The organism is Synechococcus sp. H60.3 (assembly GCF_047462295.1).
Taxonomy (GTDB): Bacteria; Cyanobacteriota; Cyanobacteriia; order Thermostichales; family Thermostichaceae; genus Thermostichus.
The window spans coordinates 1-16419 of record NZ_JANSIY010000056.1 but is presented as its reverse complement, the minus strand read 5'-3'; the positions used below and the strand labels follow the sequence as shown (position 1 = coordinate 16419).

Below are 16419 nucleotides of genomic sequence, written 5' to 3'. Positions count from 1 at the left end.
TACGGTGGGGAATTCCGCACCTTACGTTAAAGCTGGAAGTCTCTTGGGAAGTGGGCCAGAATCGAGTTAAGGGATCCCGAGCTGGGTGCAGTTACGGCGCAGCATTCCGGGAAAATCCCGGCAAGCTGTTAGCTTCGGAGGTTGTGCGCCAATGGTAAGGTTGTTCTCATCTCTCTTTAAGAGGACTTCTAACCCCTGGGCTGGGATCCCGGCTGCCGAGTTGGACGCTCCTGAGCCTGCCGCTGGCGGTGGGGAGAGGCAGGCTTGTCCTTTTGCTGCCCAACGGGAACGGATGGTGAGGGAGCAAATCTTGCAGCGGGGGATCCGCGATCCGCGGGTGCTGGAAGCAATGCGCAAGGTGCCGCGTCACCTTTTTGTTCCCCCGGAGCTGCGGGATCGCGCCTACAGGGATTGCCCGCTGCCCATTGGCTACGGCCAGACGATCTCTCAGCCTTACATCGTTGCCTTCATGACCGAGGCGGCCTGCCTCACACCCGAATCGGTGGTGCTGGAGATCGGCACCGGATCCGGCTACCAGGCGGCCATTTTGGCCGAGCTGGCCCGACAGGTGTATAGCCTGGAGCGTTTGTCTCCCTTGGCCGCCCGTGCCCAGCAAACCCTTGCTGCCTTAGGCTACCGCAACGTGGAGGTGCGCCAGGGAGATGGCTATCAAGGTTGGCCGGAACACGCCCCCTACGACGCCATCGTGGTCACAGCAGCCCCCCCAACCCTGCCGACGCTGCTGCTGGATCAACTAGCGGTGGGGGGCAGGTTGGTAGTGCCGGTGGGCGAAAGCCAGGGATCCCAATCCTTGCTGATCCTCCACAAAACCCCGGAAGGGGTGGTGCAAAAGGGCGCTTTCCCGGTGCAATTTGTGCCCATGGTCTAGGGCAGGGGATCCTCAGGAGGCGGCCCAGAGCTGGGCGCGAATTTGTAGCGCCAACTGAGGGCGGTCGGTGATTAGCCCCTGCACCGGCAGCTCCTCCACAGGCGGGCGCAAACAGAAGGCCATGATCTCCGGGTCGTTCACCGTCCAGACGTAGAGCGGGATCCTGGCCTGGGCCGCCGCCGCCAAAAACGGCAGGTTCAGCCAAGAGTAGTGGGGGGCGAGAAAGTCGGCCCCCAGCTCGCGGCAATAGGCCAAGGGGGATCCCTTCTCTTCCTCCGACTGCGCCTCCACCAACAGGCCAACCTGGAAAGGGGGAGCGGAACTGCCGCGGCGCAAAAGCTCTCTCAGCCGCCCTACCACCTGGGGCAAAAAGGAGGTGAGCACGCAGGCATCCGGGGACAGTTGCTTGCCAATCAAGGCAAGGACTTGTTCTTCGTAGCCGGCCTCCTTCAGCTCGATGTCGAGGGCAATTTTGCCTCCAACCTGAAGCAGCACCTCCTCTAAGGTGGGAATCATGGGCTTGCGGGCGCGGATCTCGGCCCAGGTGAGCGCCGCCAACGGCTGCCCCTCCAGCTCGGCATCGTGAAAAATCAGCGGGATCCCGTCGCGGCTGCGGCGCACATCCAGCTCAATCCCGTCGGCCCCGCCTTCGATGGCCGCCGCAAAGGCGGCCAGGGTATTCTCCTCAGCGTGGGTGTGGTCCCCACGATGGGCGACAATCCGGGTGGGAAAGCGATAGGCTGGAGAAGTTGAAACAATCTCTGTAGCCATGGACGCAGCCGAAATTGCCGCCTTAAAAGAGCGTATCAAGCGCATTCGTGAGCGCCGGCCAGCTTTGGTCAAGCTTTTGGAAAAGCCAGACCTGGGCAGCTTGCGGGTCGATGTCAATCAAGCCCTCGAGGAAATCGACGAGCTGCTGCAAGAGTTCGAGCAGACCTTTGGCCCACAGGACTAGCCGGCCTGGGTAAGCTCTTGCAATTGGGCCAAAACCTCGGCACTGTGCCGATAGGGGTTGACAATTGGGTCGATGGCCCGCAGGATCCCGTCGGGGTCGATCAAAAAAGTGTTGCGCAGAGCCATCTCCCCCATCCAGGAGCCGTAGGCGCGGCTAACGGTGCCCTCAGGATCCGAAAGCAAAGGAAATTGCAGCCCCTCTGCTGTGCAAAACCGCCGGTGGGAGTCCACCGAGTCGGCGCTTACGCCCACAATTTGTGCCCCCAGAGCCTGAAACTTGGGCAGATCCTGCTGAAAGCGGCGGGCCTCGATCGTGCAGCCGGAAGTGAAGTCGCGGGGATAGAAGTAGAGCACCACCCACTCGCCGCGAAAATCCGCCAGCCGCCGCACCTGGCCCGACTGATCCGGCAGCTCAAACTCCGGCGCCGGCGCCCCGATCTCCGGCAGGGGAGTGGTGCCCCACTGGGCCAAGGCGGACTGGACACCTACAAAGCTCACCAGCAAAACCGCAAACAACCCTGCCAGGCCCAGCCAGCGCCCGATCCTGGCCACTTTTTTGACAATCACGGCAACATCTCTCCAGCTCCCTAACTCTAGTTTACATAACTTCACAGCAGCCACTTGCAGAGCAAAAGCTGGGGTGGGATCCCCAGCCACCGCCAAAGTTGAGAGGTGCGCTGGATGGGAGTGTAGCGCAGTTGGGCGTAGAGCTGCCGGGCGGGCAGATTGTCTTCCACCACGTGCAGATACAACTGGCGATAGCCCCAACCTTGCACCACGCCTTCGGCGCTGAGCAAAAGCTGCCGCGCGATCCCGCGCCGCCGCCAAGCGGGCAACACCGCCAAGTTGGAAAGATAGGGATACTTGCCATGGGCCATGGCCCGCAAGGAGATCTCAGCAGTGGCCACCACCTCGGATCCCACCGCCGCCGCCAGGCAGCAGTAGTGCGGATCCCTGGCCGCCAGCTTGAGGCACAAATCTTGGCGGATGCCCAGCTTGTGAATCGGGTAAAGCCAGCCCTGCAGACCCAAAGGCGGATAAAACACCTGGGCGAGAACCTCCGCCACGGGATCCAGATCACCCAGTGTGACGGGATAGACCACGAGGGAGGGCAACACAGAGGAAAACAGGGCGCTCAAGCATCTGTTGCAAGCGTCCTTGCTATTTTCGCAGAGAAGCTGCACGCAACTCGCAACCAACAAGAAGTGGCGGCAACCCCAGCGGCACCGCCACTGAACCAGTAAAACCTAAGTGGGGGGAAACTACCCACCCTGATGCAGGTCACCTGCACCCAAACTTCGCTATCCCTTCACTTGTTGGAGCTTCTATTCGATTGTTCCGAGCTCACCCTCCTCCTTTTGATGAGTTCAACTGCTCAATCGACGGGGAAAGTGGAACAGCTACCTGACGAACCAACTTTTGAAGCTCTGCTCCCGAGTGTTGAAGCGCCAAAACCTGACCCGCTCTCGCACTGTGCCCTACAGCTCACCCGCATAGCGAGCTGAGCCTTTGACACGATAGACATCATCGGTAATGGGCTGGTAACCTACTTCAATCAGATCAGACTTGGCAGGCGTGAACACGCGGATAACTGCTCTAGCAATTTTCGAGAGAAAGGCAAGCATAAAAACCTCCTCCAAGCGAGAGTGAAACTATGAACTGGGCGAACCCAAAATTGCTAAAGCCCGCAGCCCTTGACCTCCTGAGCAGAGTCGTGATTCGCCAGAGTCTGCAGGGGGGGGGCACCTGAACCCAACCGAGCATCGGTTTTCCACCTCTTCCCTGATCCTAAACGGAGACTCGAAATAGCAGGCCAGCACCTCCTCAACCGGTAAAACCGCTTGCCATCTTGCCATCTCACCAGAGGTAAACGACCTCTTATCGTTGCAGCGGCTAACCTCAACAGACCCGACCGCTATTTGATCTAGCTCCCATGTCCCTTCCTTGGAGGAAAACCTGTCGTAGGTGCCAGGTGCCCCGCTGGGCAAGACAACCACTTGCTATAGAAACCTGCCGGCGCAACGGATCGGAAGTTCGTATGAGATTGGATCAAAACGTTGACCGACAGGGAGCTTTGAGCTTGAGCAGATTGCAGGCTGGTGTCTCGCCTTTGAGATGAAGCTGAGATATTATCCTCCTTGCTTGAATCACCACATCTCTAATCTAGCTTGGGTCAAATCCCTCTACAATGGCTGGCAACTGTTCTTAACAGTCTAGGTCATTTCTTTAATCGTCCTTCCCATATTTCTTCAACATAGGTCTCCAGTAGATCTTGCAGTCGGATCCTCTGCCTTTTTCCAGAAGCAAGGTCTACTTTTTAGAAACTTTTCAGAAAGCAGGGGGGCTGGGTCCCCAGCTCAGCCGAGGATTTAACCGAGGCCACTCGACCCGGCTTCAGTGGGCCTCCCACTTCAGAAGGGTGTCGGGGAGAACTTCAATTCCGGGGCCGAGAGTGCAGGATTAGCAGGGAAAAGTAGGGGGGGCGATAGTCGGCCAATTCTTCTAGGGTGGGGAAGAGAACTTGCTGCGGCCAACCGGCCCAAACCACCAAGCTGGCCTGCTGCAGCCAACCTCTTGCCGCCAACCACTGCCAAACCTGAGGATAGACAGGGGCCACTTTCATCAGCACGACCACGTCTGCCCAGGCACAGGCCGCCTCCAGCTCCGCCAGGGCAAAAAGAGCGGGTAGGATCGCCAATTTCTCGGAGCCGAGCGCCAAAGGGGATCCGAGAGCGGCGGCGGCAGCCAGGGGAGAGCACACCCCCGGTATGGCCTGGATGGGCAAGTCAGGGATCCGCTGCTGCAGGGCCTGGGCCAGGTAGGCAAAGGTGCTGTAGAGGCCCACATCTCCTTCACACACAAAGGCCACATCCTCACCCCGTTCTAGAAGCGGGGCCAGCTGCTCGGCAGCCGCTTGCCAGGCCGCCTGCAGAAGCTCAACTTGGGTAACAAAGGGCAGATGCAACGGCAATAGGGTTTGTTCCGGTCGCAGCCAGGGGCGCACGATTTGATAGGCTAAACCCGGCTGGCCGATGGCGTTCTGAGGGCAGGCCACCCAGCGGACGGCGCCGAGGATGCGGGCTGCTTTGAGGGTCAGCCACTCGGGATCCCCGGCTCCAGCACTGATCCCCCAAAAAGTTCCCAGGCCCATGTATCAGGTGGTTTCTGGATTGCCCGTGCCTTCCTCCCTCAGGCGATCCAAGGCTTCCTGCAGAGAGTTGCGCAAGGACAAAAACTTTTCTAGCCGTACCAGTTTCACGGTTTGGGTGACGCGGGGGTTGCTCACCACCTGAAAGATACCTCCACGGCCCTGTGCCAGCTTGGCCAATTGCACCAGGGCACCGACGCCGGAGCTATCGATGAAGTCGATCCCCGTCAAATCCAGGATAAGGTTGGGGGATCCCTCTTCTAAGTATTTGGTGACCACCTTAACAAAGACCGGCTCAGAAAAGGCATCCAGAAGGCCCGTCAGGTAAAAGACCTGGCAGTTTTGCAGCGCTTCGTGGCTGCCGCGCAAGCTGACCGTCAGAGACAGAGGTTCCGGAATGGCTTTTCTCCTTTTGTCTATCTCGACAGAAGATGGAGGCCCGATCTCGGGCGTGGAGATAGCTTAGCATCCCTGCGGGCGAGACGGTATTTTTCCGCGGGCAGGGGATTGCGGCTGGGGGCAGGGATCTCTTCTCTCTGTCCCCTCGTGGCAGGCCGGGAGTCCTTGGGTAGGATGGGGGCAGCTTCCCCTATTTCAGAGGAGGCCGGCCTGCGGGCCAAACAGGGCTTCCCAACTGGGGTGGTTCGGATCCCTGAGGGTGGGTGTTGGGCGAAGATCAGCGCGAGAAAGAGCAACGATTTCCCCTCTCCTCCAAGACCTGGATTGGGGTGGGGGCGGGGCTGGGTTTGGGCTTGACGGCTGCTGCCTTGGGCGCCGCCTGGGGAATCGGGGCGTATCTTCAAAATCAGGTGCTGCCCCAGGTAGAAGAAACCCTCTCGCAGGCGATGCGCCGGCGGGTGGAATTGGGGGAGGTAAGGTTTGTGGCCCCTTGGCAGGTGAGGCTGGGAGAAAGCCACATCGAACATTTGGCCAGCATCGGCTCTATCGACCTCAGCCCCGACTTTTGGACCTGGCTACAAACAGGCGAGTGGGTGCTCAACATTACCCTGAACCGGCCCCAGTTGCTGCTGATGGAAACGCTGGATCGCGGCTGGGCAGATGTGCAGTTTCAACTTCCAGAAGGGGAGGGATCCCTGCCCTTGCAGGGGCTGAACGTCCGTTTGCAGGAGGGATCCCTGACGGCCATCCCTTTGGTGGGGGAGCGGCGCCAGTTTGACCATCTGCAGGGCCAGGTGCAGGTGTGGCTGAGTGCTCCGCCGGGGGGAGGGGATCGGGCCAGTTTCCAGCTCTCGGCGCGGCTGCGTCCTCTGCAGAGGGAAGGAGGGTATCCCTTGCAGCTTAGGGGGGTGGCGGATTTCGCCCAGGCTTCTGGCGCGGTGACGCTGGCCGCCCAGCGTCTGCCTTTGGAGCTGCTGCCCAGCGTCTTGCCGGCGGCGCCCTTGACCGAGGTGGAAGGGGAGACCAGTCTGGATCTGCAAGTCCTCTGGGGCGGAGAACGCCCTTGGGAGTTGACGGGGCAAGCCCAGGTTCAGCAGGCGCGGCTGGGGTTGGAGAGGTTGCCGCATCCTTTTGAAGAGGTGAAGGGCTCTGTTCGCTTTACCCTAGAGGAGCTGGATCTGCAGGGGGTGAGCGGTCGCTTTGGCCAGCTCTCTTTCGGGGATCTCAACGGCTCCATTGCCTTCGGCGACAACGAGGGGTTCAATCTGCAAGCTGTCATGGCTCCAGCCAGTTGGCAGCAAATCCAGGAGACTTTCAACTTTGAGCTGCCGGTGGCGGCGGCAGGGGTGGTGGCGGGATCCCTGGCGGTTACTGGGCCGCTCAAGGGGCCGCAGATCCAAGGGCAGTTGCAAGGGATCTCGCCGGGGCAGGTGGATCGCCTGGCGGTGCCGGAATATGCTTTTGGCTTCCGCTGGGCCGACCAGACCTTGGCCTTTGAGGAAATTGACCTGAAGGCCGCCGGCGGACGCATCCAGGGATCCGGACAACTGCAATGGGCTGCCGGCTTGGCGGGCCAGTTCAATTTGCAGGTCAGCGGGGCCGACGTGGAGCAGGTGCTGGCCCTCTACGACCTCAACCTGCCGCGGCGGGGCGAGCTGCCCTGGGCGGGGCCGGTAAGTGCTCAGGTACAGGTGGCGCTGACGGGATCCCGGCCCCAGGTGGAGGCCACCTGGGAAACCCAAGGGGGAGAGATTGCCGGCAGAGGACAGCTTCAGATCTTGCCCGAGGCGGGGGGCTGGGCGGTGGAGGTGCCGCAGGCCGTGTTGGAGCTGGGCGGGGGCCGGGCCCAGGTGGCGGGAAGGTGGGCGGCAGGGCAACTCCAGGCGCGGCTGGCTCCCCAGGATCTGCCGCTGGCCTTTTTTAACCCCCAGTGGCCGGGATCCCTCTCCGGGGAACTGATGGCGCAGATGAACACGGCGGAGGCGGCGGAGGTGGGTTTCCTGGCGGCGTTGCGAGCGCAAGGGTCGCTAGCCCTGTCCCAGCCTTTGGGAGAGAGGGGATGGCCATGGGTTGACGGCATCCGCGGCCAGGTAGCTTGGGAAGGATCTGACCTGCGTATCCAGCAGGCAGAGATCTTGGCCGGCACCACCCGCTTGGCCAGGCTAGAGGGACGGATCCCCGTAGACCCGCAGACGCTGCAGGTGGGATCCCTGGATCTGAACTTTGCCGCTGACGGGATCCCCCTGGCAGAAGTACCCGGCCTGCCGCCGAGGGTGGCAGGAGTGCTGCAGGGATCCGGGCAGCTCCGCGGCTCCCTGGAGGAGTTACAGGTGACGGGGGAGGCCCAGTTGCGCGGCTTGCAGGTGGGGGAGGTAGCCTTTGCCGACTTGGCTGGGCCCTTTAGCTGGTCTAGCCAGGGGACGACGGTGGAGCTAGCGGGGACGCGGGAGCGGCTGGCGCTGCAGTTGGATCCCCAGTTTCGGCCCTTGCAGTTCGAGCTGCGGCGGGGCGAGGCGGAAGTGCGCGGCCAACGACAGCGAGATGAGCTGCAGGTGGTGGCGAACCGCTTGCCACTAGCTTGGCTGGGGGGGGTGGCTGCTGGAGCATGGGCCGGCTTGCAGGGAACCCTCGATGGGGAGGTGGCGCTTGACCTGGCCAGTGGCGCTGCTCAAGGTCAAGCTGCGGTCGAGGGGCTGCGACTGGGCAATCTCGAGGCGCAGGGCCTTGCAGTGGATTTCGCTTACCACCCTGGAGACGACTCTCGCCCCGCTCGTCTGACCCTTGCCCAAGCCCAACTGGAGCTGTTCCAGAGCCTCTACACCGCCAGCGGTACTTTAGAGCTGCCGGCGACCTCTCTGGATCCCACCTCGGCGGCTCCCGTTCCCCAAATCGACCTGCAGATCAGCACCCGCCGGGGTCGCCTGGAAGATATCATTTCTACTTTCAAGTGGCGGAAGTGGAGCGATATCACCAGCCGCGGTTTTCGGCTGCCACCTTTGGGCCCTGCCGCGGTGCTGCGGACGGATCCGGTTGGTCTGCCCAACCATCCCCTCTGGGAGCAGCTAGAATACTACGCCCAGATCCTGGCTGCCCACCTGGAGGCCCTGGCCAGCCGCATGGATCCCCGCATCCCGCCGCCCACCAGCTTGCGGGGGGAATTTCAGGCCAGCGTCAGCCTCGTCGGCAACCTCAACCGGCCCAGCGTCAGCTTTCACCTGGAGGGCCAGAATTGGCAAGCGGAGGAGTTTGGTGTTGAAAGCCTCACCGCCAGCGGCAGCCTGGTCGAGGGGGCGGTGGTGTTGCAGCCGCTGTTGTTGCGCAGTGGGGAACGCCAAGCCCTTTTCACCGGCAAGTTGGGCCTGGAGGAACAGTCGGGATCCCTGCAAATTCAAGGGTTTCCTCTGGCTTTGCTGGATCGCTTCCTGCCGGATGGGCTGGAACTCCAAGGGGATCTCAACCTGGATGTGGAGCTGGCAGGTAACCTGCGGGATCCCCTTGCCCGCGGTTCCCTGACGGTGGTGAACGCCCAGATCAACCAGGTGCCGCTGCAGGAGGTGGGGGGACAATTTGACTACCACCAGGGACAACTGCGCTTGGAAGGCGCCCTGCTGGCCAACGGCGACGAGCCGATCCGCCTCTCTGGCCTGGTGCCCTACACCCTGCCCTTTGCGAAGGTGCGGGCCGCCTCGGATCAGATCGACCTCAGCCTGCAAGCCGAGAATGGCGGCCTGCGCTTGGTCAACCTCTTCACCGACCAGGTGCGCTGGGAGGGCGGCCAAAGCCAACTGGAGCTGGCCATCCGCGGCACCTTGCGAGAGCCCAGCCTGCAGGGGAACCTCAGCCTTAGCTCCGGGATCCTCAAACTGGCCGCCCTGCCGGAGCCCATCACCGACCTGACCGGCCAAATTGTCTTTAACCTCCACCAATTGGAGGTGCGGGAGCTGCGGGGCCAGTTGGGGGGCGGATCCCTGTTGGCCAACGGCTTTTTGCCCGTCAACTCCCGCGGCGCCCTGCAGAGGGACGAGACCGCGCCACCCTTAACGCTGCAACTGCAAGGGATCCAGCTCAACCTGCCCAACCTCTACACAGGCCGCCTGGAAGGAGAGGTGACGGTGGGCGGCCTGCTGCTGCGGCCTCTGATGGAGGGACACCTAGAGATCTCCGATGGAATCGTCGATGTCAGCCCGCGCCAAGCGGCAGCTCCTACAGACGCGACTCAGGTAGATCCCTTCTGGCAGCCGCGGCTGAACGGGTTGGAGCTGGTCTTGGGGCCTGGGATCCGCGTGCAGCGCCCCAACCTATTTGAGTTCAACGCCAGCGGCAGCTTGCGCCTGTTTGGCACTCCCCAAGATCTACGTCCGGCGGGCACCATTGCCCTGGAGCGAGGCCGCGTCAGCCTGCCCATTGCCAACTTTCGCCTGGATCGCTCCCGCCCCAACACCGCCACCTTTGACCTAGACAACCCCTTCGATCCTTTTTTAAACCTGCGCCTGGTGACCCAAGCCTTCGAGGTGTATCGCTTTCCCCAGGAGCTCTCTCCTTTTGAGACCAACCGCACCCTACCGGGATCCCAGCAGAGCATCGAGATCTTGGCCACTGTCAACGGACGGGCCAGCCAGCTTGCGGCTGCGGATCCCCGCAACGGGGTTTTGACGCTTTCTAGCAGTCCCAGCCGCTCCCCAGAAGAGATTGTCGCCCTGTTGGGGGGAACAGCTTTGGCCCAACTCAATCCAGAAGCCGGGGTGGCCGGACTGGCGGGAACAGCCCTACTCAACGATGTGGTGGAGACGCTGCGGGACACCCTCGGCTTGGATGAGGTTCGCCTCAGCCCCGTCCCCCAGGTCGATACCCGTGCCCCCAGACGTTCCTCGGTGGGCCTGGCCCTGGAAGTGGCCCGCGATCTGGGGCCCGCCACTTCCCTCTCGGTGCAGCGCAACCTGACGGATCCCTTTCAGCCCACCCGCTACAGCGCCCGCTACCGCCTCAACGAACAAACCCTCACCCGCGCCAGCACCGACCTCGAGGGCAACAACGCCATTGCCATCGAGTTCGAGACTCGCTTTTGACGGGATCCGCCCCAGCCAGACTACGGTTTGTTATGTTACACTATGTTACATCGTTATTGCTACGCAACACTGTCGCGAATGCGCGCAGAGCACTCTCCCCAACTCCCCTCTCCCTTGGGGAGAGGGGCCGGGGGGGAGGGTGGGAGAGGGGCCGGGGATGAGGGCAGCGGCGCCGAGTGCTTGGGTAGTGGCGAGAACCGCTTGGAGACTGTCTTAACCTAGGTTGAAGTGGCCATAGTTTTTCAACGGCTTTTGGACGGCCAGGGATCCCTTGAACCGGACTCCGTGACTCCTAAAGATAGCTAGAATAAACACCTACCTGTGTGAGCCTGGAAGATCGAAACAAGCGGCCAACCTGCGTTCCCCCTTAGAGAGTTGACAAGTGAGTGATCCAATCTGCCCAACCATGAGGAAACAACAAGTATTACAATTGCTCGGCGAGCAATTTGCCGAGATTTAAGAGCAGTTTGGCGTGCGGCGACTGGCCCTGTTTGGCTCAACCGCTCGTGGCGAGGATCAAGCCGGCAGCGACATCGATATCCTAGTTGAATTTATGGGTAAAGCCGACTCCAAGCATTACTTGAGTCTGCTCTTCTACTTGGAAGATAAACTTGGATGCTCCTTAGACCTTGTCACCGACAAGGCTCTGCGCCCCGAACTCCATCCATTGATAGAAAAAGAAGCAATCTATGTCCCGTGAATATCTGTGAAGTACCATCTAAACCAAGAGCCAATCTAGAGATAGCGGCTGATGTCTTCTCCCTGTTCTGCCAAGAACGACAAAGCCCGGAAGCGCAGCCCTACCACCTGATCGTAGAAGGGGTTGAGCTTGCACATCGGTGGGATGTGCATTATTTTGTGGCCAAACAGCACCACATCTCGCTCGAAAGGACAGCGAGCCGGGATCCACCGACACAAAAAGTGGGCCAGCCGGGGATCCCCAACTTCAATGCTGTCAATTGCCGCTCGAATTGGTTGCAAGGGCGCCTGCAGCCAGTCGCGCAGGTGAGCCGCAGGCTTGAAGTACGTGGAAGTCATGGAATCCATTTGCTCCTCTGAAGCTTTGCGCGCACGTTGCCAAGAAATCGTGGTAGAGCCCATAAGCTTTCACCTCAACACCTCAAGGGTGTTCGCTCTCTGCAGCAGTCATGCTCTCCTGCCCGGGTTTGTATCTAGAGAAACAGGAAGGCGTTTCTCTCCAGACTCAGTCTGCCTTCCGCGGCCAGAAACTTGCCTGGGTAACACAAAATCTCTGCTCAAGTTTGTAGAGGTACACATTTTGTATTCAAAAGTTAACCTGCAACAAAAACTACAGAATTGACCGCCTTGGCTGGCGAGCTGCCAGGGCTTGGGGATCCAGCTCAAGGCTGTTGTCCCTATTTCCAGGATGGAACAGAGCTTGGGCCTATGGTAGAGGGATCCCCGCACCAAAAGTTACCTTGAAGCATTGTTTTTCTTTATGATCAATATTTTCTCAAGATGTTGTTGTCGAGAGTTACAGGAGATAACGAGCAAGGGATCCCGGCTGCTGGGCACTCTACAATTCCAGGAGAGGTTCCCAGCGAGTGAGAAGCGGGCAGGGGATGGGGATCTCCTCTTCTTACTCGGTCTTTCTTCAGAGGCTGCTTATGAAATTGGCCTATTGGATGTATGCTGGCCCCGCCCACATCGGCACGCTGCGAGTGGCCAGTTCCTTCAAAAATGTCCACAGCATCATGCATGCTCCCCTGGGGGACGACTATTTCAACGTGATGCGTTCCATGTTGGAGCGGGAGCGGGACTTTACCCCGGTAACCACCAGCGTCGTTGACCGGCAGGTGTTGGCGCGGGGATCGGACGAGAAGGTGATTCGCAACATCGTCCGCAAAGATGGCGAGGAGCAGCCGGATTTGATTGTCGTCACCCCCACCTGCACCTCCAGCATTTTGCAGGAGGATCTGCATCACTTTGTGCGGCAGGCGCAGTTGGCCAGCCGCTGCGACGTGCTGCTGGCCGATGTCAACCACTACCGGGTCAACGAGTTGCAGGCCGCCGATCGCACCCTGCAGCAGATTGTGGAGTTCTACATCAACAAAGCCCGCAAAAGCGGCGAATTGGACGGCTTACCCCAGAAGACAGAACGTCCTTCCTGCAACATCCTCGGCATCTCCAGCCTGGGCTTTCACCACGCCCACGATCTGCGGGAGTTAAAAAAGTTGCTGCGGGATCTGGGTATCGACCTTAACTTGGTGATCCCCCAGGGGGCCAGCGTCCACGATCTCAAGCATCTGGGGCGGGCCTGGTTCAACGTGGTGCCCTACCGCGAACTGGGGCCGATGACAGCTCGCTACTTGCAGGAGCAGTTTGGCACGCCCTACGTGGAGATCACCCCCATGGGAGTGGTGGAAACAGCCCGCTTCATCCGCCAAATCCAGCAGGTTCTCAACGAGCAAGGGATCCCGGTGGACTACGAGCCCTACATCCAGGAGCAGACCCTACATGTTTCCCAGGCGGCCTGGTTCTCCCGCTCCATCGATTGCCAAAACCTGACCGGCAAAAAGGCAGTGGTTTTTGGGGATTGCACCCATGCGGCAGCGATCACCAAGATCCTGGCCCGCGAGATGGGGATCCACGTGGTCTGGGCGGGCAGCTATTGCACCTACGATGGCGAGTGGTTTCAGGCGGAGGTGGGCGGGTATTGCGATCAGGTGCTGCTGACGGAGGATCACACCCGTGTGGCCGATGCCATTGCCCAGGCGGAGCCTGCTGCTATCTTCGGCACCCAGATGGAGCGGCATGTGGGCAAACGGCTGCGGATCCCCTGTGGGGTGATCTCCGCGCCCATCCATGTGCAGGATTTTCCCATTGGCTACAAGCCCTTTTTGGGCTACGAGGGCGCCAACCAAGTTGTGGACTTAATCTACAACTCCTTTACCCTGGGCATGGAGGATCACCTGCTGGAGGTCTTCGGCGGCCACGACACCAAAGAAGTGATCCACAAGAGCCTGAGCGCCAATTCCGATCTCATCTGGACGCGGGAAGCCCAGGCAGAGCTGAACAAGGTGCCCGGCTTTGTGCGGGGCAAGGTGAAGCGCAACACCGAAAAATTTGCCTGCGAGCGGGGATTGACCGAGATCACTCTAGAGGTTATGTATGCGGCCAAGGAGGCTCTCGGGGCTTGACGGGATCCATCCGACGTGATGGAAGCTCTGGCTCGCCGATCCACAAACCTTGCTTGCAACTCCCGTACAATGCCGCACAGCCGCTCGTCTGAAACGGCCAGGGTTTTGGAGGCAATCTTGTCTGGCACGCCGCCGAAAAACGCCTCGGCAATGCCCCTAGCGATACAGCCCGTTGAGGGGCCGACAGCGCGCTCCCCCTGCAAGTTATCCTGCCGAGTCGACCAAGCCTCGCACCGCCCGCACTAGCTCGGCGGGCAGCGGAGAGGCGGGATCCCAGCACAGCTCCAGTTGGTTGGGATCCCTGGGCAGATCTTCCTGGCAGGGGCCCGTGTGCAGGACAGCCACACACCGCAGGTTGCCCCGATCCCGACAAAACTCATGCCAGAGGGGAATGGCCGCCGGATCCCGGCTGACCAAGAGGTAATGGGAGCAGGCTTCCAGGACCGGCTGCTTGTGGGGATCCACCTTGCCGCCCACGTCCACGATCACCAAGCTTTTTTGTTGGCGCAGGGCGAGGATGGCCTGGGCGTGGAAGCTGAAAAATTCAGGGGTCAAGCGTCCCCGGTAGCGGTGCTTGAGGATTTTGGCTTCTTCCGGCGGCAGATCCAACGTCCAATTTCCTTCCCCATCCCAGTGGGCCCGCTGTAGATAAACGTTGGGATCCTGGGGCAGCAGGGCCTCGAAAAGAGCGCGGGCCAGGCGGCTTTTACCGCTATCCGGAGGGCCCACCACCATCACTGCCGCCGCCAATTCTGAGCCTGGCCTGCCCTGCACCCAGGGGATGATCTCGCCCACCTGCACCTCTGGGCTGTGGCTGGAGACCACCACTGCCCCCAGTCGCGGGTCGTAGCAGGCCACCCAGCGGGTGAAGTGGCACTCATGCACCAACCAGCCGTAGAGCCAAATGGGGGCGCGCCCGCTCAGCACCACTCCCAAGCGGGTATCGATCCCAGGAGGCAGGCGCAGTTGGGCCAGGTCTTCCGGGAAAACCAGCCGATCCGGCCGGGTCAACTCGATTTCAATGACCTGAAACGATAGCCCGCCAAGATGGGGTTTCTGCGGCCAATGGGCCAGATAGCCAGACCGCAACTGCAGTACTACAGCAGCCATAGCAATGGGGACGAAATGACAACAGACTGGCTCCAGTATGGAAAAGATTGGAATCGGGAGCTTCCAATTGTTGGCAGAGTAGGAGTGGAGGGATCGGGCCCTGCGCTGGGGCTGGCTTTGGAGGAGAGAGAGGAGATGAACGAGCTGCCTCTGACGGTGGAGGTGTTGCGCTGGCTGGCGGGCGGACAGTTGCCAGAGCGCCTGGAGCGGGCGGTGCGTCTGTGGGTGCTGCTCCAGTGCCTCTATGGCGAAAACCGCTGGCCGGATCTGCCGCAGACCTTTGGCTACACCCACCTTCGGGATCGCCTCTTCTCGAACCACCACCCCAAGCAGGATTTGTCCCACGGGATCTCCTGCCCGGATCCCGGCTGCATTTGCCAGAAGCCCCTGAGCTTTTGGCTAAAGGATCCCGACCTGGTGGCCGTCTTGAAAGCCGAAGTTCCCCATCTGGAGACGCTGCTGGCTACCAGGCCCTTTTTCAAGACCCACCGCACCCTGCGCAAAGAGCTGGACTACCTGGCCGCTCGGGGCTGGCTGCAGCCAATCGAGGCCAACTCCAGGCGAAGAGATAACTTTCGCTGCCGCGCCGCCGGGGATCGCCCCTCCTTGCCGACGGCTGCCTCGGCCTTGACGTTGTCGGGTGGCCAGCTTGAGCAGATCTACCACGTCCTCAGCGACGTGGCCTTTGTGCATCCCGACGTGCAGGTGTTGCTGGACGATATCTGGAGAGGTCATCAACACCGGCAGCGGCGGCTCTTTGTCTGGTTTGAATACATCCTCTCCGACGAACAGCAGGAGCGGGTGGACGAATACCAAAACCAGCTAGAGGCCTTCTGGACAAAACCGGCGGCAGGGCTGATCCGCTTTGATTATGAAACCCGCCAGCACGGGATCCAAAGGGTTTTCACCTACCCGGTTTGCCTGTTTTATGCCCGCCGCGCCAAGTATTTGGCGGCCTTTGGTCAGCTCCCGCAGGCTGCCGGATCCCTGGGCTGGCACAATTTTCGCCTGGATCGCATTCGCTCGCCTCGCCTGACAGTGGTGCCCTGGTCTGACCCTACGGTGCCGCCGGAACTCTTGGCCCGCCAGAAGCAAGGGAACTTGCCCACTCCTGAGGAGGTGCAAGCGGCCTGGGAAGAGGCCTGGGGATCTGATTTCTATCTGCCCAAGGCGCTCTTGATTTTGCGCTTTGCGCCGGAGTTTGCCCGCCGCTACGTGGACAACACGGTGCGCCACCCCACCTTCCAACCCATTGACTACGAGCGGATCCCGGCTTTGGTACAGCGGGAGGTAGCCGATGCGGGGGAACGGGAAAAGATCCTGCACATTCTCCGGCAGAGGCCAGCCAGCGACCGCTACTTCCGCGCCTATGTGCGGGTGGGAGACACCAATTTCACCATGCGCCTGCGGGACTGGCGACCCAACGGCGAAGTGATTGCCCCTCTGGCCTACCGGGAACAGATGGCCCAAGAAGCACAGGCGGAGCTGCAGTTTTATCGGCCCGAGTTCGTGCTTTCTTGACCTACCCGTCCATAATCTAGGTATGGTGTGGTCGAACCTAGTATGAGTCCAGAATCTGAGATTCATTACTAAACTACCACAACATGTTGGAAAACGCTATCTCGTTTCTGCTCCCTAAAAGAAAAACAAGAAAGTGAACTCCTGACTCGTAGATTGACCATCTCGCTTGGC

General features: G+C 60.6%; 14 protein-coding genes. 6 read left to right on the top strand and 8 right to left on the bottom strand.

From position 1 onward, the window contains the following. Positions 1-151 precede the first annotated feature (151 nt). Positions 152-889: a protein-L-isoaspartate(D-aspartate) O-methyltransferase gene (locus tag NW841_RS07595; RefSeq protein WP_414386002.1), complete on the top strand. Its 738-nt coding sequence runs from the start codon at positions 152-154 to the stop codon at positions 887-889. 12 nt (positions 890-901) lie between these two features. Here the strand turns inward: NW841_RS07595 and NW841_RS07590 are convergent, their stop codons facing one another. After that, positions 902-1660 (bottom strand): glycerophosphodiester phosphodiesterase, encoded by a 759-nt coding sequence (locus NW841_RS07590; protein ID WP_414372799.1) that lies wholly within the window; start codon positions 1658-1660, stop codon positions 902-904. Here NW841_RS07590 and NW841_RS07585 point away from each other — a divergent pair. Then, positions 1659-1844, top strand: coding sequence for a hypothetical protein (locus NW841_RS07585; RefSeq protein WP_414366040.1), 186 nt, complete (start codon positions 1659-1661; stop codon positions 1842-1844). The genes NW841_RS07590 and NW841_RS07585 overlap by 2 nt on opposite strands. Here the strand turns inward: NW841_RS07585 and NW841_RS07580 are convergent. The 5 genes from NW841_RS07580 to NW841_RS07560 all read right to left on the bottom strand — a co-directional run bounded on the left by NW841_RS07580 (position 1841) and on the right by NW841_RS07560 (position 5360). Beyond that, positions 1841-2410, bottom strand: coding sequence for a peroxiredoxin (locus NW841_RS07580; protein WP_414386001.1), 570 nt, complete (start codon positions 2408-2410; stop codon positions 1841-1843). The two genes, NW841_RS07585 and NW841_RS07580, sit on opposite strands and share 4 nt — an antisense overlap. 41 nt (positions 2411-2451) lie before the next feature. Next, complete coding sequence (locus NW841_RS07575) at positions 2452-2961, bottom strand: GNAT family N-acetyltransferase (RefSeq protein ID WP_414386000.1); 510 nt, start codon at positions 2959-2961, stop codon at positions 2452-2454. Between the two features lie 360 nt (positions 2962-3321). Beyond that, the gene (locus NW841_RS07570) at positions 3322-3468 is read right to left on the bottom strand and encodes a hypothetical protein (RefSeq protein WP_414366036.1); all 147 of its coding nucleotides are present in this window, start codon (positions 3466-3468) and stop codon (positions 3322-3324) included. A gap of 809 nt (positions 3469-4277) precedes the next feature. Next, positions 4278-4994, bottom strand: coding sequence for a precorrin-2 C(20)-methyltransferase (locus NW841_RS07565; RefSeq protein WP_414366035.1), 717 nt, complete (start codon positions 4992-4994; stop codon positions 4278-4280). A gap of 3 nt (positions 4995-4997) precedes the next feature. Then, the gene (locus tag NW841_RS07560; protein WP_414368918.1) at positions 4998-5360 is read right to left on the bottom strand and encodes an STAS domain-containing protein; all 363 of its coding nucleotides are present in this window, start codon (positions 5358-5360) and stop codon (positions 4998-5000) included. A gap of 296 nt (positions 5361-5656) precedes the next feature. Between NW841_RS07560 and NW841_RS07555 the strand changes: the two genes are divergently transcribed. Together NW841_RS07555 and NW841_RS07550 are read left to right on the top strand one after the other, a co-directional pair. Then, the gene (locus tag NW841_RS07555) at positions 5657-10456 is read left to right on the top strand and encodes a translocation/assembly module TamB domain-containing protein (RefSeq protein WP_414385999.1); all 4800 of its coding nucleotides are present in this window, start codon (positions 5657-5659) and stop codon (positions 10454-10456) included. 472 nt (positions 10457-10928) lie between these two features. Next, entirely contained in the window at positions 10929-11156 is a 228-nt protein-coding gene (locus NW841_RS07550) for a nucleotidyltransferase family protein (RefSeq protein ID WP_414385998.1), read from the top strand. Positions 11157-11191: 35 nt separating this feature from the next. On the opposite strand, the gene NW841_RS07545 is transcribed toward NW841_RS07550, so the two are convergent. Next, positions 11192-11494, bottom strand: coding sequence for a Mo-dependent nitrogenase C-terminal domain-containing protein (locus tag NW841_RS07545; protein WP_414385997.1), 303 nt, complete (start codon positions 11492-11494; stop codon positions 11192-11194). 590 nt (positions 11495-12084) lie between these two features. Here NW841_RS07545 and bchB point away from each other — a divergent pair. Continuing rightward, positions 12085-13617 carry a ferredoxin:protochlorophyllide reductase (ATP-dependent) subunit B gene (gene bchB / locus NW841_RS07540; RefSeq protein WP_414385996.1) on the top strand — a complete coding sequence of 511 codons (1533 nt, stop codon included), beginning with the start codon at positions 12085-12087 and terminating at the stop codon, positions 13615-13617. Between the two features lie 204 nt (positions 13618-13821). Here bchB and crn3 read toward each other — a convergent pair whose 3' ends face one another. Further along, the gene (gene crn3 / locus NW841_RS07535; RefSeq protein WP_414363699.1) at positions 13822-14727 is read right to left on the bottom strand and encodes a CRISPR-associated ring nuclease Crn3/Csx3; all 906 of its coding nucleotides are present in this window, start codon (positions 14725-14727) and stop codon (positions 13822-13824) included. 135 nt (positions 14728-14862) lie between these two features. Between crn3 and NW841_RS07530 the strand changes: the two genes are divergently transcribed. Beyond that, entirely contained in the window at positions 14863-16248 is a 1386-nt protein-coding gene (locus NW841_RS07530) for a TIGR03985 family CRISPR-associated protein (protein WP_414385995.1), read from the top strand. Positions 16249-16419 lie beyond the last annotated feature (171 nt).